Annotated in this window: 21 protein-coding genes; 12 read left to right on the top strand and 9 right to left on the bottom strand. The window is 60.9% G+C overall.

The window, feature by feature from the left end; genetic code table 11:
• Nucleotides 1–30 precede the first annotated feature (30 nt).
• The 4 genes from E2I15_RS23395 (at nucleotide 31) to E2I15_RS23380 (ending at nucleotide 3,301) form a co-directional block, all read left to right on the top strand.
• A complete protein-coding gene (locus E2I15_RS23395) occupies nucleotides 31–822 on the top strand; it encodes an acetoacetate decarboxylase (RefSeq protein ID WP_137478077.1) in 792 nt (263 codons plus the stop codon).
• An 83-nt stretch (nucleotides 823–905) separates the two neighbouring features.
• Complete coding sequence (locus E2I15_RS23390) at nucleotides 906–1,694, top strand: 3-hydroxybutyrate dehydrogenase (protein ID WP_170991464.1); 789 nt, start codon at nucleotides 906–908, stop codon at nucleotides 1,692–1,694.
• 134 nt (nucleotides 1,695–1,828) lie between these two features.
• On the top strand, nucleotides 1,829–2,191 hold the full coding sequence (locus E2I15_RS23385) for a hypothetical protein (protein ID WP_196238930.1): 363 nt from the start codon (nucleotides 1,829–1,831) through the stop codon (nucleotides 2,189–2,191).
• 666 nt (nucleotides 2,192–2,857) lie between these two features.
• Entirely contained in the window at nucleotides 2,858–3,301 is a 444-nt protein-coding gene (locus tag E2I15_RS23380; protein WP_246667992.1) for a MaoC family dehydratase, read from the top strand.
• A 45-nt stretch (nucleotides 3,302–3,346) separates the two neighbouring features.
• Here E2I15_RS23380 and E2I15_RS23375 read toward each other — a convergent pair whose 3' ends face one another.
• From E2I15_RS23375 to E2I15_RS38855, 9 genes are all read right to left on the bottom strand, one after another.
• Nucleotides 3,347–3,808: a DUF3237 family protein gene (locus tag E2I15_RS23375; RefSeq protein WP_137478075.1), complete on the bottom strand. Its 462-nt coding sequence runs from the start codon at nucleotides 3,806–3,808 to the stop codon at nucleotides 3,347–3,349.
• Between the two features lie 257 nt (nucleotides 3,809–4,065).
• Nucleotides 4,066–4,212 carry a hypothetical protein gene (locus E2I15_RS23370; RefSeq protein ID WP_155262527.1) on the bottom strand — a complete coding sequence of 49 codons (147 nt, stop codon included), beginning with the start codon at nucleotides 4,210–4,212 and terminating at the stop codon, nucleotides 4,066–4,068.
• A complete protein-coding gene (locus tag E2I15_RS23365; RefSeq protein ID WP_137478074.1) occupies nucleotides 4,209–5,177 on the bottom strand; it encodes an efflux RND transporter periplasmic adaptor subunit in 969 nt (322 codons plus the stop codon). The genes E2I15_RS23370 and E2I15_RS23365 overlap by 4 nt, the downstream gene beginning before the upstream one ends.
• On the bottom strand, nucleotides 5,174–5,611 hold the full coding sequence (locus E2I15_RS23360) for a DUF983 domain-containing protein (RefSeq protein WP_137478073.1): 438 nt from the start codon (nucleotides 5,609–5,611) through the stop codon (nucleotides 5,174–5,176). Before E2I15_RS23360 ends, E2I15_RS23365 begins: the two co-directional genes overlap by 4 nt.
• On the bottom strand, nucleotides 5,608–5,817 hold the full coding sequence (locus E2I15_RS23355; RefSeq protein ID WP_137478072.1) for a DUF1656 domain-containing protein: 210 nt from the start codon (nucleotides 5,815–5,817) through the stop codon (nucleotides 5,608–5,610). The genes E2I15_RS23360 and E2I15_RS23355 overlap by 4 nt, the downstream gene beginning before the upstream one ends.
• A complete protein-coding gene (locus tag E2I15_RS23350; protein WP_137478071.1) occupies nucleotides 5,814–7,868 on the bottom strand; it encodes an FUSC family protein in 2,055 nt (684 codons plus the stop codon). The genes E2I15_RS23355 and E2I15_RS23350 overlap by 4 nt, the downstream gene beginning before the upstream one ends.
• Before the next feature lie 65 nt (nucleotides 7,869–7,933).
• Nucleotides 7,934–8,128, bottom strand: coding sequence for a hypothetical protein (locus tag E2I15_RS23345; RefSeq protein WP_137478070.1), 195 nt, complete (start codon nucleotides 8,126–8,128; stop codon nucleotides 7,934–7,936).
• Nucleotides 8,129–8,686: 558 nt separating this feature from the next.
• Nucleotides 8,687–9,445: a sulfite exporter TauE/SafE family protein gene (locus E2I15_RS23340; protein WP_137478069.1), complete on the bottom strand. Its 759-nt coding sequence runs from the start codon at nucleotides 9,443–9,445 to the stop codon at nucleotides 8,687–8,689.
• Between the two features lie 556 nt (nucleotides 9,446–10,001).
• Nucleotides 10,002–10,142, bottom strand: a complete 141-nt coding sequence (locus tag E2I15_RS38855; protein ID WP_170991458.1) for a hypothetical protein — start codon at nucleotides 10,140–10,142, stop codon at nucleotides 10,002–10,004.
• Between the two features lie 219 nt (nucleotides 10,143–10,361).
• On the opposite strand from E2I15_RS38855, the gene E2I15_RS23335 reads away from it, so the two are divergent.
• The 8 genes from E2I15_RS23335 to E2I15_RS23300 all read left to right on the top strand — a co-directional run bounded on the left by E2I15_RS23335 (nucleotide 10,362) and on the right by E2I15_RS23300 (nucleotide 17,939).
• Entirely contained in the window at nucleotides 10,362–11,258 is an 897-nt protein-coding gene (locus E2I15_RS23335) for a LysR family transcriptional regulator (protein ID WP_137478068.1), read from the top strand.
• Between the two features lie 242 nt (nucleotides 11,259–11,500).
• A complete protein-coding gene (locus tag E2I15_RS23330; RefSeq protein WP_137478067.1) occupies nucleotides 11,501–11,683 on the top strand; it encodes a hypothetical protein in 183 nt (60 codons plus the stop codon).
• Between the two features lie 47 nt (nucleotides 11,684–11,730).
• On the top strand, nucleotides 11,731–12,057 hold the full coding sequence (locus E2I15_RS23325; protein ID WP_137478066.1) for a hypothetical protein: 327 nt from the start codon (nucleotides 11,731–11,733) through the stop codon (nucleotides 12,055–12,057).
• A gap of 54 nt (nucleotides 12,058–12,111) precedes the next feature.
• Nucleotides 12,112–12,588 (top strand): hypothetical protein, encoded by a 477-nt coding sequence (locus E2I15_RS23320; protein WP_137478065.1) that lies wholly within the window; start codon nucleotides 12,112–12,114, stop codon nucleotides 12,586–12,588.
• A 45-nt stretch (nucleotides 12,589–12,633) separates the two neighbouring features.
• Complete coding sequence (locus E2I15_RS23315; RefSeq protein ID WP_338134459.1) at nucleotides 12,634–15,495, top strand: helix-turn-helix transcriptional regulator; 2,862 nt, start codon at nucleotides 12,634–12,636, stop codon at nucleotides 15,493–15,495.
• A 101-nt stretch (nucleotides 15,496–15,596) separates the two neighbouring features.
• Nucleotides 15,597–16,598, top strand: coding sequence for a helix-turn-helix domain-containing protein (locus E2I15_RS23310; RefSeq protein ID WP_246667990.1), 1,002 nt, complete (start codon nucleotides 15,597–15,599; stop codon nucleotides 16,596–16,598).
• Between the two features lie 64 nt (nucleotides 16,599–16,662).
• On the top strand, nucleotides 16,663–16,917 hold the full coding sequence (locus tag E2I15_RS23305) for a hypothetical protein (protein WP_137478063.1): 255 nt from the start codon (nucleotides 16,663–16,665) through the stop codon (nucleotides 16,915–16,917).
• Nucleotides 16,918–17,078: 161 nt separating this feature from the next.
• Nucleotides 17,079–17,939, top strand: coding sequence for a COG3904 family protein (locus E2I15_RS23300; protein ID WP_422109824.1), 861 nt, complete (start codon nucleotides 17,079–17,081; stop codon nucleotides 17,937–17,939).
• The last annotated feature ends 428 nt before the right edge of the window (nucleotides 17,940–18,367 follow it).

The raw sequence follows: 18,367 nt of genomic DNA, 5'->3' as shown, positions 1-18,367 counted from the left end.
ATCCGGTCATTCACTCACAGGAGAAATTCAATGCACGAAAATGAAGTGGTGAGGCGGGCGTTCGCGATGCCGCTCACCAATCCCGCCTATCCGCCGGGACCGTATCGCTTCGTCAACCGCGAATACCTGATCGTAACCTACCGCACCGATCCGGCGAAGCTGCGATCGGTCGTACCGGCCCCGCTCGAATTTGACGAACGCGAGGCGCTGGTGAAATACGAATTCATCCGCATGCCGGATTCCAATGGTTTTGGCGACTACACCGAGAGCGGCCAGGTCATCCCGGTATCATTCCGCGGTCGCAGGGGCGGCTACACCCACTGCATGTTCCTGGACGATGAGGGGCCGATCGCGGGCGGCCGGGAGCTCTGGGGCTTCCCCAAGAAACTGGGCCAGCCCACGTTGCGGACGGAGATCGATGCGTTGATCGGCACTCTGGATTACGGTCCGCTGCGGGTAGCAACCGGCACGATGGGATACAAGCACCGCGAAGCCGATCTAGCGCAAGTCAAGGCCGCCCTCGAGGAGCCGAACTTTCTTCTCAAGATCATTCCGCATGTCGACGGCAGTCCGCGGATCTGCGAGCTTGTCGAATATCACCTTGAGCAACTTGTCTTGAAAGGGGCGTGGACCGGACCTGCGGCTCTCTCCTTGACGCCTCACGCCCTGGCTCCCGTGGCCGAGTTGCCGGTCCTCGAGATCGTGTCCGCGATCCACATCCGTGTGGACCTTACCCTGGGGCTGGGCAAGGTGGTTCATGACTATCTGCAGCAGCCGGCCCGACGCACGCTCCGGAGCTACGAGAGAGCTTTGGTCACATGATGGACGGCTGCAATCCGCTTCGCGAGTTTGGAAACACCTGCGGCGACGAGCCGGGGGCCGTCATAGATCAACAAGGAAAAGTAGTGAGTATCTTGAAAGGTAAAGTCGCAGTTGTGAGCGGCTCGACGAGCGGCATCGGTCTCGCGTATGCGCGAGCCTTCGCAGGCGCAGGTGCTAACATCCTGCTCAATGGAATGGGTGCGCCGGCCGACGTCGAAAAGACTCGGATTGCAATCGAGAACGATTTCGGGGTGAAGGCAATCTATTCGCCCGCGGACATGGGCGAGCCAATGGAAATCGCCAACATGATCTCGTTTGCCGAGAGGACGTTTGGCAGCGTGGACGTGCTCGTCAACAATGCCGGTATCCAGCATGTCTCGCCGATCGAGGATTTTCCGGTCGAAAAGTGGGACGCAGTCATCGCAATCAATCTCTCCTCCGCATTCCATGCGATCCGTGCCGTTACTCCCGGCATGAAGAGGCGCGGCTGGGGCCGTATCATCACCACGGCCTCGGCGCATTCGCAGGTCGCGTCCCCCTTCAAGTCGGCCTATGTCGCGGCCAAGCACGGCATCGTGGGACTCACCAAGACGGTGGCGCTGGAACTCGCCCGGTCGAAGATCACCTGCAACTGCATCAGCCCCGGTTACGTCTGGACGCCGCTGGTCGAGAAGCAGATCCCGAACACGATGACGGCGCGCAACATGGATAGGGATCAGGTGATCAACGACGTCCTGCTCGCGGCCCAACCGACAAAGGAGTTCGTCACGGTCGAGCAGGTCGCTTCGCTCGCCCTATTCCTGTGTGGCGAAGGAGCCGCGCAGATCACCGGTGCCAACCTCTCGATCGACGGCGGCTGGACGGCCGCGTAGGGCCGCGCGAAATGCGCACTGGCTCGTGAAAATGTTCGGTGAAGGAGGATGGTCGACGAACAGCTGCACCAGACCAACCCAAGCACATACGAACTGCCTACTGAACATCAACCTATTCCTCTGGAGAGAAGATCATGAACAAGCGACTGATCGCGAATGTCATTGGCTGCGCCTGCCTTACTTTGGCGACGGCTGCAGAAGCCAGTACCACCTACGACGGCCCCTGGAATCTCACCTTCGTTACACAACGCGGAAGCTGCGATCCGACCTACAATTTCTCGGTGCACATAAATGATGGCGTCGTGACGCATCCCAATCTGGTGAAGTTCAGCGGCCATGTCGGAAGATCGGGCGCGGTTCGCGCGTCGGTGACCGTCCATGACAAATACGCATCGGGGTCGGGAAGGTTGACGCAAGACACCGGCCGCGGGACCTGGAGCGGCCACGCAGCAGGCGGGCGCTGCTCGGGATATTGGACCGCACAACGGAGTAACTAGGCCGCGACCGAGAATCATCTAGCCCATACCCGCCTCAGCATCTGTCGAGAATGCCCCAGGGTTTGGTTCCTTCTGCTGTCCGCACCCAAAGTCCTGTATCCCAAGGCCATGTAGATGTGCCAGTCTTCCTTTGGTAGCGCCGGGTGGGGAAATCGACGGCATGAGCGATCTGCGCGACTGGTTGCGTGGGCTATCCGCGGCTTAGGCCGAAAAACGGCTCAACGGCGCGCCGGAATTAGTCCAGTGTGGTCGGCGGGTCGTTCTCAATCCTCGCGTCTCTGGCGGACGTTTCCGGTGGACACTAGGGAACCGGCTTCTCACGGAGGGTCCGCTCCCGCAGGGATAATATGGTTTTGCTTGGTGCATTACGCTAAGCTCACCCAGTGCAAGTTCCGGGCGGGCTATGAAGAAGACGGACGTGACATGCTCCAATTGTGGAGCTGGCTTTCGGCGGATCGAGCTTTGGTCAAAACCCGGTGACAAGGGCGAATACCACTGCCCGGTCTGTGACAGCGCGCTTGAGGTCTTCGACGGAACCAAGCTGATCGCCTACCGGCTGACAATCCAGCCTTCTACGCGAGCCTTGGTGAATTAGCGGGGCCACCCGGACCGGGTCAACGAGCGGCAGAACACCCGCTTGGTAAGTGAGCAGAGAGGCCCTATGCCGTGATCGAATGGTTCGACGACCTTTCCATTGGGATGAAGTTCAAGACCGGTGAGGCCCAGATCACTGCGCCAGAAATCAAACGCTTCGCGGCGGAGTTTGACCCGCAGCCGATGCATCTGGACGAAGCGACTGCCGCGAAGACGCTTTTCAAGGGCCTTGCCGCATCGGGATGGCATACCGCCGGAATTGCGATGCGGCTGCTCGTTGAGGCGCGCCCGTTCGGCCCCCATCCCATCATCGGTCTCGGTGGTGAGGTGCGCTGGATGGCTCCGGTCCGCCCGGGCGATGTCTTGCGCATGGAGGGCGAGGTCAAGGACCTGACGCCCTCGAAGACCAAACCACAAGGCACCGTGGTCATGAAATGGACCATGTCAAATCAACAGGGGCAGGCCGTTTACGAGTTTACTCCTATCACGGTTGTTCCGCGGCGCCCGGAGACCTGATCGTGTTCACGAGTGCAGCGAAACCAGCGCCGGTCAGCGATAGCGTCACTGCATAAAGGACTCAACGTGTATCTTCGCCGTCGCCAGGTTTACAGTGGCGAGACCCCAGATCTGCCTCGTGTTGACCCAATCATACTTCGGAGCCGCGGTGGTGAGACGCACATTGGCAACGAGGTCCATCATCGGTTCATTCGATCGCGGCGTTGCAACGCCCTCAATGTGCATCGCGATGCGATGGCCGTCATCAGTTTCAACTGTGGCTCTGCCGTCGAGGTCAGTGCGTCCATCGGCACGCAGATGGAGGTATTCGACACCACTACGCACTTTGCCCGTGATGCGGCCTTTGATCTCGCCCTCGAAAGCCACATCAATTCGAGCTCCCTGCAGGGGCACCTTTTCCTTGCCGCTTAGGAGTGCATTCAGCGTCACGCCGTAGTCGGTCATGCCGGTGATATTGAAGTCACACTCGTAAATCTTCTCTCCCCGCATCTTCTGAACCTCGGCCATCGTTCTCTCCTTTGGTTGGCAATGTCGTGCCGGATGGTGGCACTGCGCATGGCTTGAAACAGCATGCTGAATCAGCCTCACGCTCTCACTCCGAGAATTGGAGGCGACAGCCGACCTTGCCAACAGGTGGATGCGGAAGGTGCCCTACCAAACCATGGAAGGCGCGTCGTTTCGCTGAATAACTGTGGGGGCATCGCGGATTCCAGCAAGCCGCTTGCCGGCAAGATCTACGGGCTCACGGCCTAGGGAAATGGACTCTACCCGTCCGCCGCTTCAGCTGAGCGTTGGAGCCGGTCGTCCTCGCGACAAGTGCCACTGCGCAGCGCGTCGAGAATATGGGCCACGAAAACACCGGCGCTCGCCAAGGCCAAAAATGCCGCCAGGAAATTCGTGACGTCGATCATCGCTCTGCCCGAGGAGGACTGGTTCGTGACGTTAGCGCTAAAGCGCTGTGATGGCTTGGCCGATCCTGAGCCACGTGACCGCCCCCGCTCGACGCCGATCCCACCACCTCGACCGTGGCGGTCGCTCCGGCAACGAGTTCGTCGCGTTCGTCGGCGCGGACGAGCGCGATCCGGACCGGGACCCGTTGGGCCAATCGCACCCAGTTGAAGGTGGGATTGACATTGGCCAGAAGGGTAGAACCATTGCTGCGATCGCGATCTTCGATGCCGGCCGCAACGCTCTCCACCTTGCCCTGCAGCACATGGCTGCTTCCCATCAGCCGCACATTGACGGGATCGCCGATGTGGATCCGCTGAAGCTTGGTTTCCTCGAAGTAGCCCTGGACGTGGAGCGTGTCGGTATCAAGCAGTGCCATTACGCCTTTGCCGGGGGTGAGATAGGCCCCCGGCCGCAGCTCGTTGTTGGTGACAATGCCGCTCACTGAGGCGCGCACCTCGCTGCGCTCGAGATTGAGTTGCGCAAGCGCGCGGTCGGCGGCGGCTTGATCGTAGCTGGCCTTTGCGGTGGCTTGTGTGGCGACGACCTGGTCCATTCGCTGCCTGGACACAACGACATCGGTTGTCAGCGCGCTATATCGTTTCAGGTCGGCATTGGCATTGTCGAGCGTGGCACGTCTGGCGGCCAGCACCGCCTCGGCCTGCTCCAACGCGATGGCGTACCGTGCCCGATCGATCCGGAACAGGACGTCGCCCTGTCGTACTTGCTGGTTGTCTAGGACCAGTACCTCGCTCACGAAGCCGGAAACGTCAGGCGCAACCGGCACAATGTCCGCCCGAACATGGCCATCACGGGTCCAGGGCGCCTCAAAATAATAGTCCCACAGCTTGTAGCCGGCCCAGAGTGCGAGCAGCACCATCAGACCAGTCACGGCGAAGCGGCGCAGCGAATTCAGAACGGCTTTCATGATACCAACTCCTTGGAGACGAGGTTCGGCCGGGAAACGACAGCATCTTGGGCTTCCCGACGGCGCTTGGCGGCTTCGAAACCGTGCATGCCGGTCTGCCATTGCAGGCCGACGATTGTCCCCTTCACGGGTTGCAGTAAAAGCAGGGCCGCAAACCCGGTGACGGGTATCCAGATCAGCAACTGAAGCCAGGCGGGAGGTGAATAGGCCATCTCGAGGGCAAGAAGCGCCGGCACGACAAGGTGACCAACGATGGCGATCACAAGATAGGCCGGGAGGTCGTCTGCGCGTTGCGGCGTGTAATCTTCGCCGCAGGCAGCGCAGTTATTGACCACCTTGAGGAAGTGGTCGAACAGGTGACCCTGACCACAGTTCGGGCATTTCATCGTGAAGCCGCGCCATAGGGCTTTCGCGAACGAAACATGAGTTTTCATGAGAAGAACTCCGTGGAAGCGACGACCAGCCCGGTGACCAGGCACATGAAGAGAGCGAAATCGAACAGGGCGGGATGCCAGATCTGGCTATACAGCCCGGCCCGCGTAATCAGCTTGCTGATGATGCGCGCAAGCACAAAGGCGATCACGCTCCATAGCACCAGGCTTGGAACAAGCACGCCGAACAAATCAAGCTCGTATCTCATGCGGCTATTTCCCGTCGTTCAGGCGGAATTGGTTGGTAGGCCGGTGCGTCCGGGAAAAGACCGGAACGGATTCCGGCGAGAGCGATGAGTGCGTTGTCACGAGTCTCGCTGGCCGGCTCCCGCAACGTGAATGGGATCGTACTATCAAGTTGCCCGAGGACGTCGTCCGGGAGCAGGCCGGTATCCGGGGCTGCCAGTATCGCGGCAAGACGCGCGAGCAGAGCTTCGATCGTGGCTCTTGTGGGCAGCGACAGGCCAAGGCTTGCCTGCCTGACATCAATGATGTTCAGCGCTGTCCGCAGAAGACGAAGAGTGACGGCGTCGCCACGCGCCTCCGCGGGAACCGCGGCAATGCGCTGAGCAAGCAGGGCGAGACGATGCTGCATCAGACTGGCCAGTGCGACGCGGTCACGCCATGACTTGCGTGCGGCGACCGCGGCCAGGGTCGCGCGGTTGCTGAGAAGCAACCTTCTTGCGATCCAGGCGGTTCCGAAAAAGCGAACGATGCCGCATATGACGCCTGTGAGCCCAACGCCCAGCATCAGGGCGACGCTGGAATTGGCAAACGAAGCGAAATCCGCCGTGTAGGACGGCTGCAGCGCCAGCTGCACGGAGATGAAATTGGCGAGGAGGGCGCCAATCGGGGCCGTTGCGGGACGTGCAGCCATCCATCCGAACAGAAGGAACATCGGCATGAGCGCGGCCATCAGCATTTCGATGGCGGTAACCCTTGGCAAGATGCCAAATATGTAGATTCCGTTCAGTGCAACGACGACAAGGACCACTTTGTAGAGACTGCGAAATGCTGGCAGAGGTTCGTCCGTGCCGGCGATCAATGTGCCAAGGATGGCGGAAAACAGCGCTGCCGTTGTGCCATCCGACCAGCCGGTGCCGATCCAGAACGCAAAGCATGCCAGCATGGAGAGCGCCGCTGCTGCGGCAGACCAGATCGCCACCCCGCGATCGCGATGCGCAGCGGCTTGCCCCGAAGCATCGAGAGTGAAGGCGAGCGCAACCTGCTCTGGATCGCGGTCGTCAGCGATCGCCAGGCGCAGAGCGTGGCAATCCTGCATGATGTCGACGAGGTTGCGGAGCTGGATCATGAGACTCGCCGCCGTCATCTCGGTCCAGCTGGCATCCGCGTCTAGCGTGGGCCGCATTTCGGCAAGCGCCGCACGCACCAAATTCGCTTCCTCGCGATCCCGGCAACCCTCAGCCATCCAATGCGCAATTCTTGCGCAGATCATCCTGAGATTGGCCGACATCGGGCTCTTGGTGTCGAGCGCCTCCATGCGGTCCTCAATCGACGCGAACATCGGGAGTAGCGTCAGCATGTGCCGGCGCAGGCGCTGCAGGCCGCGCACGATGGATGCCGAAGTGGCGGCATCATAGTCGAGATGATTGCAGAGCTCGTCGATCGCGGACGCCGCAGCGGCAAGGCGCATGCGTTCGCCGTCGCGCTCTGGATCGCTGCGGCCGCCGGTCAAGAAATTTGCGCAAAGCCGGCTTGCATTCGCGAGCCAGGCGTCGGCCTGACTTGCAACGGCGGAGGCGACGCTCCGTGGCATCACAAGCATCGAGACCACGGTTGCACAGATGATTCCCAGCGCGATTTCCTGCACGCGGGAGACTGCGACGTCGAACGTCAATTCGGGTGTCGAGAGAACCGGAAGTCCGATAATTGCGATGGTGTAGCCGGCCAACATGAAAACGTAGCCACGCGGTGTGCCGTCGAGCAGCGCGATATATAGGAAAGCGCCGACCCACAGCGCGATCGCGAGGCTGAGCACTTCAGGAGCATCTACGAGGTTGGGAACCAGAACGATTGCCCCTGCCGCTCCGATCAACGTTCCCAGGATGCGATAGACCGCCTTCGAGGAGGTCGCCCCTGTCAGCACACTGGAGGTAACGTACACACTCGTCATCGCCCAATAAGGACGCGGCATATCCAGCAGCAGCGCGATGTAGAACGCCAGCATTGCTCCTGCAAACGTCTTCAGCGCGAAGATGAGTGCGGCATGTCGGTCCCAGAATGAGGAAGTTTGGGTCATGGCAATCGCGGCATTCGCTTATGCGGTTTCGGTGGTGCATGCCGGGCGGAGACGCAATGCAGGGCCTATCGCTGGCTTGCGAAACGGACGGGAAGGACGCTGGCCCACATGCCTGCGTTTCCGGACACCTTCGTGCAGCCGGTGGGATCCGTCGTCGTCCGGACGGCGCCGATGCAGCCATCCGGCTTCAGGACGGATACGAACACGAAGAGGCAGAGCACTTTGGCGGCGAACACGGCGAGGGTAAGAACGTCTTTCATGTCTGCACCTGATCAGTCGGCCTTGATCGCGCTAGTCATAAGAGGTTGCAGCGTGCGCGGCTTTGCCCGGGTTGCGGATGCTTTGTCATTTGTTGCTGCCGGCGCGATCGCTTCCAACGCAGCGAACGCATCATGAGGATCGCGCCGCTTGACCTGCGCGACGTCTCGGTTTGGAGCGATGTTACGTTCAAGCTCGGAAGCTACCGACACCCCCGCATGCGCCGTGTCGAACTCTATCCGTTCCGGCCATTTGTGGTCCGAACGGATGCGCAGACTGAGTCTCTCGTTGGGAGGAGGGGCCGAATGTGGATGTGCAGGGAGATCTGGAAGGCACCAATCGGCGGCAAATAAGGCCAACAGAAGGACGCTTCCCACCCACACAAAGTACTGGCGTATTGGCATAGCAAGCAGACCCGTAGTGGCTGGCCGAGCGACCGCCACTTGATGCGACTACGCTCGTTGCCTTCTCGAATGCGGAGATAGTTGAATCACCGGCCGCGGGCTTTGCATCTGCTGCTATGGTTTTGTCATTTGTTGCTGGGATCTCGCCGGTTGGCTTCACACGAGATAACCGGCGACTCCGTCCCACAACAATTTCAGCGCCGTCACGACCAGCAATCCGTAGCAGACCCGATAGATCTGGCGCTGGTCCAGGCTTCCGTGGAGCCGCAAACCCGCCCATACGCCCGCGGGAATGGCGAGCAGGCAAATCGCCATCAAGGTCCAGACGTTGCCTGTCGGCTTCACCAGCAGCAGCCATGGCACCGCCTTGGTCACGTTGCCGACGGTGAAGAATAGGCTGGTCGTACCGGCGTAGACGTCCTTGCTGAGGCCGAGTGGCAGCAGATACATCGCAAGCGGCGGTCCGCCGGAGTGCGCCACCATGGTCGTGATCCCCGAGGCGAGGCCGGCCGTGATCGCCTTCGGCGTCGAGCGCGGACGAACCGTCACCTTCGCGTCAGCAACAAGCCACAGCGCGACGAAGATGAGCGTGGTCGCAGCCATCGCGATCGCGATGGCGCGATGGTCGAGGAAGCGGAACAGCAGGTAGCCCAATCCGATGCCGGTCACGAGCCCGGGCAACAGCAGCAGAAGGTCGGGCTTCGACCAGGTCGAAGGCTTCCAGTAACGCAGCGCGAACAGATCCATCGCGATGAACAATGGAGCGAGCAGCCCGCCGGCGGTGACCGGATCCATCACGAGCGACAACAGCGGAATGCCGACGATCGAGAATCCGCCGCCGAACGCGCCCTTCATGAAGCAGATCAGGAACACGCCGGCAAACGTGACCAGGATCGTGGCGACGGTCAGCTCCATGGCGCCGCCCCCATGGTTGGCGGGTGCTGGCGCTTGCGCGAATTCGCCGCGGGGACAAAGCTCATCATCGCTTCGTCCGCTCGGCCTGGAAACGAGATGAGACCATGGACGGCGGCCTCGATCTGAAAACGGGCGAGGCCAATGTCCCGCAGTGCCGGTCATCAAGACCATGAAGGCATACAATGGCGGTCCGACGGCTGAGATAGCCCGAGACCTCCTCGCAAGCGCCGACGAGCAGCCGAGACGCCATGCCGGGCCCTTCGGTAACAGCAGGAACGATGATCGTTGAAAGGATGGCAGGCATTTCTTGTCTCCAATGCTCCGAGCTAAGTCTTCAATGCTCCGAGCTCCGGATTTCGCGGATGGCGCTGACGAATGGCTCCAGGCACGTAAAATCGCCGCGCTTCGCGGCACCATTGCCCTTCGGTCTGTAGAATGATCCGAAATAATTCTCGGTGCAATTAAAGCATTGCACCGAGAGCAATGTCGTGCGTCGCCGGATTTTCGAAGCCCGCTGACGCGAAAGACCGCGAGCTATGCAGCTGCCGGCCGGCACTCAGTAGTCCGCCGGATCCGGAATCATCCACGTCGAAATCGTCTGCCAGTTGCCGTCGGTCGACTTGCGTTGATACGTGACGAAGTCGGCGTCATCGCCGTGAAGAATCTCGTACCGATAGGATTCGATATGTCTCGTCATCGAACTCTCCTTGCGTTTGAAGACGGTTTTGTCGCCGTCTCCCGAGGAGATCGATTGGACAGCCAGCCTTGAAAAGGGCCGTCCGTGGAAACGCTCCTTCCGAGGATCGGAAGGTCGACGGAATGAATCCGGCTCACCCGCAAGCAACGTCGTCTTCCGAAATCCGGGGAGATATGACAAAATCGGAAGGTAAGCTTCCAAATTATGGAAGGGAATTCGATGGATCGCCTGGAAGCGATGTCGACCTTTCTGACCGTGGTCGAGCAGGGCAGCCTGTCCGCGGCGGCGCGGCAATTGAAAACCCCGCTCACGACAATCAGCCGCAACGTATCAGAGCTCGAAGCTCGCCTGCGGACCAAGCTGTTCAACCGATCGAGCCGGCAGCTCGTGCTCACGGATGCAGGCACGTCCTACGTTGAAGCCTGCAAGCGCATTCTCACCGACGTCACCGAAGCGGAGCGTATCGCGTCCGGTGAGTACACCACGCCCACAGGCGAACTGGCTGTGACGACGCCATTGGGCCTTGGGCGTATCGTTCTCATGCCGATCATCGCGGACTTCCTCAAGACCTATCCGGACATCAAGGTCAGGATGATCCCCACCGATCAGAAGCTCAGTCTGGCTCAGGAGCAAATCGACGTCGCGGTCCGCATCGGCGAGTTACCGGATTCGAGCCTGGTAGCGTTACGCCTCGGCCGGACGCGGCGAGTCCTGTGCGCCAGCCCCGCCTATCTGGCAGCACGCGGAACGCCGCGCACGCCGGAAGATCTGGCCGGGCATGATTGCATCAGTTATCCCGGCTTCTCGCTGCCCGATGCCTGGACATTCGTTAAAGGCAGCACGACGATCGCATCACCGGTGCACACGCGGCTGATTGTCGGCAGCGCTGAGGCGGCCTGTACCGCGGCCCGCGCGGGCATAGGAATTTCCATCGCGTTTGCTTATCAGATCGAGGCCGCACGGGAGGAAGGAACATTGACGACTGTGCTGGACGAATTCCAGCCACCCTCAATGCCGGTGAATCTCGTGTACACGGCCAACCGGTTCCTGCCGATCAAAGTCCGCTCTTTTCTCGACTTCGCAGCGCCGCGGCTCAAGCGCGTCTTCGCGGAGTAGGCTGCGACAGCGCGAGCTCCGCCTTGAGACGATACGATCGTTTTCGGCGCAAAACGTGCCGCCTCTGCTCGTGATCTCCGCCCGGGTTGCTCGGCTGCGCTGGCAGAGATGATCCGCGCCAGGTTCGAGCTTCCAAAATCCGGAAGGATGACTCCCGTTTTCCACGCCTGTTGGCCCGGGCCTCTCGCCCCACCTCCCATTCATGACCCGCCGGAAACCGGCGTTACGAATAGGAGGCGAAGATGGGTGAAGTTATCCAGTTTGTTTCGAAGGCCGAGCGCGAACGGCTCCGCCTGATCCGAGAAGCCCGCGCGATGTACGACAGCGTCTTCCCGCCGGCTGATCCCGTCAGCAAGCAGCCTGACAACGCACCGATGGTCGTGAACGGAACCTGGATTCACCGAGGCAGCGAACCGTTGTCGTAATCAACGACCTGCCCATGCTCGATAGTCAACCATCAGGAGAAATCGCCATGTCTATCCGCAACATGATTTTCGCCGCTGCATTCGGTATCGCCTCTCTGACGACCGCCCACGCAGACGGACTGCGCCCAAATCAGGGCAAGAGCATCGACCTCGGCGGCGTATCGGGCATCGCTTATTACACTGTCGAGCGTGATGGATTTCACGTCGTCACTACTCTCGCGCAGGGCGAGGCCGGGACGCCGTTCCGCGTCGTATCCGTTCTGGCACCCGGTCAGCGCGTGGTTCTCTCGACACCGCAACAAGCTGATGCGATCGAGATCAGCCGGAAGGGCGACAGCGTTATCGTTCGCAACGCGCACACCGCCTCGAACTGAATTTCGAGTTGAACGGGTGCGCCAGTTGAGCGGAATGCAGCAAGGAAACTGCACATGTCTACCATCCACCTTCAGCGGACGACCACGGCAACGCCCGAACAGTACGTTGCCGGCCTCACTGATTTCGGGCCTGGTCGCTCGAAGCTCTTTGGCAACAGCGCCGATGCCTATCTCAAGGTGCATCACCGGGGCGACTCCTTTGCTGATGTCACCGAAGGTTCGGGCGGCATCTGGGAGCGTCTGCATTACGATTGGTCTGATCCCAACCGTGTCGTCCTCACGACGACCGACTCCAATGTGTGGGGTGGTGCATCTGGCCACATCTACACCTTCAATCGTCAACCCGATGGCACGACCGACATTGATGTGGTCGTCATCCGCGACGGCAAAAACCTGATGGGTCGGCTGCTCGGCTTCGTGCTCGGGACCATCGGCAAGGGAGTTCTGGAAAAGGCGTTTGAAAGCTCCGTCAAGGCCATCGAGGCTCGGAACACACGCCCAGACTTAGGCATTTCCCACCTCGCCGCTTAAGCAGGGGGATAGCACCGGATGCCCTCATCGCCGGCGCATGGTAGGATGTTGCCTGGAGTTCTGGTTGAGAACTCAACCCAACGGACTGCCCCGGGCCTTGATATGGCGAAACGGCTGAAAAAAACTGCGTCACCGCAGCGAAATCAGCGCGCGCGTGCCCCGCTAACGACGGGGCCGTCCTTGCTTGGGCGAGAAACCGAGATTGCCTTGATCGAGCAGCTTCTCGACCGGATCGATCACGGTGGAACCACTCTCTTCATCAGCGGGGCGCCGGGAATTGGAAAATCGGCGCTCCTCGAGGAGGCCAGGAACCGGGCGCGTGAACGGGGCATCGTCGTTCTGGGCATGACAGGCGTCCTCGCCGAAGTTCGTTTGGCTTTCGCTGGGCTTCAACAGGCATTGCGTCCGCTCATGAAGCAGGCAAAGTCTTTGCCTCCTCGCCAGCAGTCCGCCCTGCTAAGCGCGTTCGGCCTTGGCGAGGACGCCGCTGAATCCCCGGATGTCTGGCTCGTCGCGCTTGCGACGCTGACGCTGCTCACTGAAGGCGCAAGTCACAAACCGATCCTGCTGGTCGTTGACGACGCCCAATGGTTGGACGAGGCGACGCGTGAGGTGCTGTCTTTCGTTTCCCGGCGCTTGAGTTCGGACTCCATCGTTCTGTTGCTCGCCTTACGCGAGGGTTTCTCACTTCCATTTGATGCCGCCGATACGTTGCGGCACGTCATTCCACCGCTCGGCGATGCCGATGCGGTCCGCTTGCTCGACATTCAGGCCTCCGGCCTGTCCGGGAATCTACGCACGCGATTTTTGAGGGAAGCCGCCGGCAATCCATTGGCGTTAGTGGAGCTACCGCGCAGCTTGCGAATGGAGGACGATGGGGAGGCACCATGGCTTCCATTGACGGAGCGGCTTGAACGCACCTTCTCCAGCCGCTTGTCCGGTCTTCCCGATGTCACTCAGACGCTGTTGAAGATTGCTGCTGAAAACGACGCAACATTCCTTCACGAAATCCTGCTGGCTGGTGAAGTACTGCTGACCCAGGCGATCGGAGTTGACGCTCTTGCACCCGCCGTTTCGGCCCAGCTGATCGATCTCGATGCAATGCAGGTGCGGTTTCGACACCCGCTTGTGCGATCCGCCATCCATCAGGCCGCCGACGTTGCAATGCGCCAAAAGGTTCACTCTGCGCTCGCGGCGATTATCGAAGATCAAGATCGACGACTTTGGCATCGCGCCGCGGCGACAGTTGGGCACGACGATGACCTGGCTGCCGAACTCGATCTCATGGCGAACCGCGCGCAGCGTCGTGGTGCCAACACCATGGCCATCGAGGTTCTGCAGATCGCGGCAAAGCTGAGCAGCACGACGAAGGCCAGGAGAGAACGCTTCTTGCAGGCCGCGGAAATTGCCACCGACCTTGGGCGGCCGGGATTGCTGGAGCACCTGTTGCGGGGCGCCGAGGTGGAACCGTCGGACAAGCTGGGCATCGCCCGCGTCGGATGGTGCCGCGAGATGAGTCAGCCGCTCATGGTCGTTGATATCGGCAAGATTTCCACGCTTGTAAATCTTGCTGACCAGGCGCGCGTGGCTGGTGCGAAGGAGTTGGCGAGCAATCTTCTCTGGCGAGCGGCGCAACGCTGCTGGTGGAGCAACGCGAGCAGCGAGCTTCGCGCGAGCGTCCTTACCGCGGCAAGATCACTTGAGTTGTCGGAGCTCGACCCACGTGGCATCGCCATATCCGCCTATTCCGAGCCGCTTCGACGAAGCAGCGAGGTATACGCGGGGCTGAAGGCGCTTTCTCAAAAGGGAGGCCACAATCCGCATGTTGCACGAATCCTGGGAAGCACTGCGAACGTCATCGGCGCGTTTGATCTTGGTGTGAGTTTTCTGGCGGAGGCCACCGCGGGGCTGCGCAAACAGGCGCGAATCGGCAATTTGGCGCGTGCGTTGTTCGCTCAGGCATGGGCTGAAATGGAAGTCGGCGATTGGATCGGGGCGAGGCGAGAAGCTGAGGAAGCCGCCCGTTTCGCCGAGGAGACCGGATCCACTGTATGGACGGCAGCGGCCACGATCGTGAAAGCGCAGCTTGCGGGTATGCAGGGCAGGCTCGAACAGGCTGAGGCATACGCGACGGAAGCGGAGCGTCTTGTCTTGGCCACCGGTGCCAGTTTTCTGCTAGCGATGCTGCAATTGGGCCGCGGTATAACGGCCATCGGAGCCGGCCGGCATTTGGAGGCCTTCGAGCATCTGCGGCGCCTGTTTTCGCCGGCCGATCCAGCCTTCAACTCCGGCCTGCAGTTTTTTGCGCTGGCCGACTTTGTCGAAGCAGCCGTCTATTCCGATCATTCGGTTGATGCGCGTCGCTTTATCGATGAGGTGGAACGCATCTCGGCTCCGGACCCGGTACCGTGGGTCGCAACGATGTTATGCTACGGCAAGGCGCTGATCGCGACGAATGAAGAGGCGGAGCAATACTTCCTGAAGGGACTTGGGCCGGCTGCGAAGAATTGGCCTTTCCTGCGGGGACGCCTGCTCCTCGGTTACGGCGCGTGGCTGCGCCGGCAGCGCCGCTCTGCCGATGCGCGGGCGCCGCTTCGCCAGGCCCGCGATGTCTTCGACGCGCTCGGCGCTTCGCCCTGGAGTGATCGCGCGCGGGAGGAGTTGCGCGCAGCCGGCGAGGCCAGCCTTCGCCGGACCGCACAAGTCTGGGAAAGTCTGACTCCACAGGAACTGCACATCGCGCAGCTCGCGGCCCAGGGGCATTCGAACAAGATTATCGGGGCGAGACTCTATCTGTCCCACCGGACCGTCGGCTACCATCTGCAGCGGGTTTTCTCGAAGATCGGGATCACCTCGCGATCCGGCCTGTCGTCCGTTCTGGCTGCAGCCGGCAACACGGCCCAATGACCGGGCCTGCCATCGGACTGGTCATTTGACGGATGCCGCTCCCCCCCTGGGGCATCTACCTTCCATGCGTGGAAACCTGCGAGGAAGGGTAGGAGGCCGCCTTGGAAATCAGCTTGGAACAGCCGCCCGCTGTGAACCGAAATGAACCGCAGCCTTGTTGCGACACCTGGACGGCTGGTGGCCAGACCAAACTGGTATTGTCTTCGAAAAATCGTCACTGGTCGTGCTTGTCGGCCGAAATGCGGTACGTTGGAAAGGGCGTGATGCCCTGGCGCGGTGCGCTGTCCGACGTCGAAGTTTGCGTCGATGTGTGCGGCAATGGGTCGCTCGTCACACGGTGCGCCTCCGCGATCCAGGACTCGACTGTCGCCCTGCGGGATACTGTTTGGCTCACTCCTCCCAGCTGGAATGAGGGTTCCATCGCTATCGCCGGTGATCTGCCCGAGATCATGCACATTCATCTTCCCCTGAGCCAGTTCACCCCGGGCAGGCTCGGCCTCGACGTCGACAAGTCCGTGATCGGCGCGCTGAGATATGACAACGCGTTCCGGGATCCGCTGCTGGGCGAGATCGCCCGCGCGGTTGCGTCGGAGCTGCAGGATGAGACCTCGGCCGGCCGGCTGCTGGTTGAATCCTTGGCCAACAGCATGGCGGCCAGGCTCGTTCAAACGCACTCCACTGCACCGACACGCCAGCCCACCGTCTCGGCTTCAAAGGAAGGCCTTGATCGTCGCAGGCTGGCCCGTGTGCTGGATTACATCGAGGCAAACCTGGAAGGCGATATTACCCTTGATGGCATGGCTTCGATCGCCTGTCTGAGCCGATACCATTTTGCCCGCGCCTTCAAGCAGGCCGTCGGACATTCTCCTCATCGCTATGTCAGCATCAGGCGCCTTGATCGCGCGAAAGCCTTGTTGATGCAAGGTGATCGACCGTTGGTGGATATTGCGCTGGCGCTCAGCTTTTCCGACCAGGCCAGTTTCACGCGCGCATTCCGGCAAGCAACAGGTCGGGCGCCCGGCCAATATCGCCGCGAGTTTGAATCGCGACAATACGATTCGGCATCGGCTGCCATCAGGCAGACTCTTCCGATGCTAGCGTGAATCCGCAGGTCGCAACCGCTTCACTCTTCAACGCTGATGGCCTCAACTTAAAAGGAACTTCGTGATGGGAATCATAGATGCAAGCGCATTGTCGGGTCTTGTTCGCAAGACGGCTAACTCGGCATCCGACTTCGTCGACGTCGTTCACAACCTGATTATGGACGTGCGCGACAGCTACCGGCCCGAACTGCATTACATGCGCGGCCCCGGCCCAAAATGGCGGACCAAGCACGGTTCTGAAGCCGTAGCGTCGGCCGGGCACCATCAGCCGTCGCCGGTGTATGTACGCCGTCGCGGCACGGCCAACCCCATCCGATAGCCAGTCGAGGTTACGCGATCATGTTCGTGATACCGGTGTACCTGCTTGCCGTCTCGCTCTTGATCAACCTGGCGACAATCTCGAGGGTCGAACCCTCGGAGCGCATCCGCATCTCCCGTGGAGCCTCTAATCGCGCTCGTTGGGCGGAAGTCCGCGGATGGATGCTGCTCGTTGGCGCCGGCCTTTGCATTGCATTGATGGCCGTGCTGAGCGGTTCGGCTCATGCTGGCATCGCCCTCGAAGAACGCAAATTGCCGATGAAGTTCACTTGGGTCGATTGCCAGCCAAATTGCCGGGGCTGGGTCAGCGCGACCGGGATCGTGATTGCCGACAGTCCAAGGGATTTTGATGAATTCGCCCGTGGGCGAGAGCTCGGCGGCGCGACCATTGTGCTGGATTCGAGCGGCGGTTCGGTCAATGCCTCGATCGCGCTTGGAAGGCGTTTCCGCGAGCTTGGGGCACTGACTACCGTCGGCGTCAGCGTCCAGACCAATACCGCCCACAGTGCTCCTGCCAATATGGCGCCCGTAGCCTATTGCGAATCGATGTGCGTATTCCTTCTGCTGTCGGGCAAGACGCGTTACGTGCCCGAGACTGCCCATGTCCGGGTGCATCAGATCTGGCTCGGCGACCGCGCCGACAACGCCAAGTCCGCAACCTACAGCGCGGATGATCTGGTGATCGTGGAACGCGATATTGGGCGTCTCGCCAAATACACCTTCGATATGGGCGGCGCAGGCGATCTGTTGTCGCTGTCGCTGAACGTCCCACCGTGGGAAGATCTGCATGAGCTGTCTCGGGACGAATTGCGACTGACCAATCTCGTCACCACCGATATGGTCGCTCAGGCGGGCGGGTCCAATGCAGCGGTGGTCGAGCTGACGCCAAAACCGGTGCAGGGTCGCTTCGTGAGCAGGGCGGTTGCGATATCTCCGGAGTTGGCAAGACCTGTCAAATCGGCTGAAACGATGAGCCGCACGGGCGGCTTGAGGGCGGCGATGACCCCGCCTCGGCAGGAGTAGCAGGTAGTCCTATCTGAGGAACTGCCAAAGGCTTCCTGTTCCGCGTCATACGCGCGTCGTTGGTCGCGTTGTTCGGGAGACCGTATACATTCTACTTGCTCGCGGTTCGATCTGCGCTGGGCGATAAGGCGTGCTTGCCTCCGTCGGCCGCCTCGTCATCCGGTGCCGGAGCTTCGTCAGCGTGACGGGCTTGAACACTTGCGCTCCTTGCTCTGGGCAGCACGTGCGACTTCAGCATCTTGCAACCCTCACCATCTCAGACAGTCTTGAGCAGGGCGCGGCCATTATCCCGCGTCGGCATCTGCCGCCTCGCTCGCCAGCAACAAATGACAAAATGACAGCACTCGATGCAAAGCCGCCTGCCGGCCGCTCCACTATGTTCGATGCGTTGGAACGAGGCGCCTGCTGCAGTCGCAGGCCGAACATCG

This window comes from Bradyrhizobium sp. BR2003 (assembly GCF_009720285.1).
Taxonomy (GTDB): Bacteria; Pseudomonadota; Alphaproteobacteria; order Rhizobiales; family Xanthobacteraceae; genus Bradyrhizobium; species Bradyrhizobium elkanii.
The sequence above is the reverse complement of the archived record's forward strand: the minus strand, read 5'-3'. Positions and strand labels throughout refer to the sequence as shown.

Excerpts from the sequence above, each read along its gene's own strand:
- E2I15_RS23395 (WP_137478077.1), top strand. The coding sequence starts at position 31 with ATGCACGAAAATGAAGTGGTGAGGCGGGCGTTCGCGATGCCGCTCACC.
- E2I15_RS23385 (WP_196238930.1), top strand. The coding sequence starts at position 1,829 with ATGAACAAGCGACTGATCGCGAATGTCATTGGCTGCGCCTGCCTTACT.
- E2I15_RS23375 (WP_137478075.1), bottom strand. The coding sequence starts at position 3,808 with ATGGCCGAGGTTCAGAAGATGCGGGGAGAGAAGATTTACGAGTGTGAC.
- E2I15_RS23370 (WP_155262527.1), bottom strand. The coding sequence starts at position 4,212 with ATGATCGACGTCACGAATTTCCTGGCGGCATTTTTGGCCTTGGCGAGC.
- E2I15_RS23365 (WP_137478074.1), bottom strand. The coding sequence starts at position 5,177 with ATGAAAGCCGTTCTGAATTCGCTGCGCCGCTTCGCCGTGACTGGTCTG.
- E2I15_RS23360 (WP_137478073.1), bottom strand. The coding sequence starts at position 5,611 with ATGAAAACTCATGTTTCGTTCGCGAAAGCCCTATGGCGCGGCTTCACG.
- E2I15_RS23355 (WP_137478072.1), bottom strand. The coding sequence starts at position 5,817 with ATGAGATACGAGCTTGATTTGTTCGGCGTGCTTGTTCCAAGCCTGGTG.
- E2I15_RS23350 (WP_137478071.1), bottom strand. The coding sequence starts at position 7,868 with ATGACCCAAACTTCCTCATTCTGGGACCGACATGCCGCACTCATCTTC.
- E2I15_RS23345 (WP_137478070.1), bottom strand. The coding sequence starts at position 8,128 with ATGAAAGACGTTCTTACCCTCGCCGTGTTCGCCGCCAAAGTGCTCTGC.
- E2I15_RS23340 (WP_137478069.1), bottom strand. The coding sequence starts at position 9,445 with ATGGAGCTGACCGTCGCCACGATCCTGGTCACGTTTGCCGGCGTGTTC.
- E2I15_RS38855 (WP_170991458.1), bottom strand. The coding sequence starts at position 10,142 with ATGACGAGACATATCGAATCCTATCGGTACGAGATTCTTCACGGCGAT.
- E2I15_RS23335 (WP_137478068.1), top strand. The coding sequence starts at position 10,362 with ATGGATCGCCTGGAAGCGATGTCGACCTTTCTGACCGTGGTCGAGCAG.
- E2I15_RS23330 (WP_137478067.1), top strand. The coding sequence starts at position 11,501 with ATGGGTGAAGTTATCCAGTTTGTTTCGAAGGCCGAGCGCGAACGGCTC.
- E2I15_RS23325 (WP_137478066.1), top strand. The coding sequence starts at position 11,731 with ATGTCTATCCGCAACATGATTTTCGCCGCTGCATTCGGTATCGCCTCT.
- E2I15_RS23320 (WP_137478065.1), top strand. The coding sequence starts at position 12,112 with ATGTCTACCATCCACCTTCAGCGGACGACCACGGCAACGCCCGAACAG.
- E2I15_RS23315 (WP_338134459.1), top strand. The coding sequence starts at position 12,634 with ATGTTGCCTGGAGTTCTGGTTGAGAACTCAACCCAACGGACTGCCCCG.
- E2I15_RS23305 (WP_137478063.1), top strand. The coding sequence starts at position 16,663 with ATGGGAATCATAGATGCAAGCGCATTGTCGGGTCTTGTTCGCAAGACG.
- E2I15_RS23300 (WP_422109824.1), top strand. The coding sequence starts at position 17,079 with ATGCTGCTCGTTGGCGCCGGCCTTTGCATTGCATTGATGGCCGTGCTG.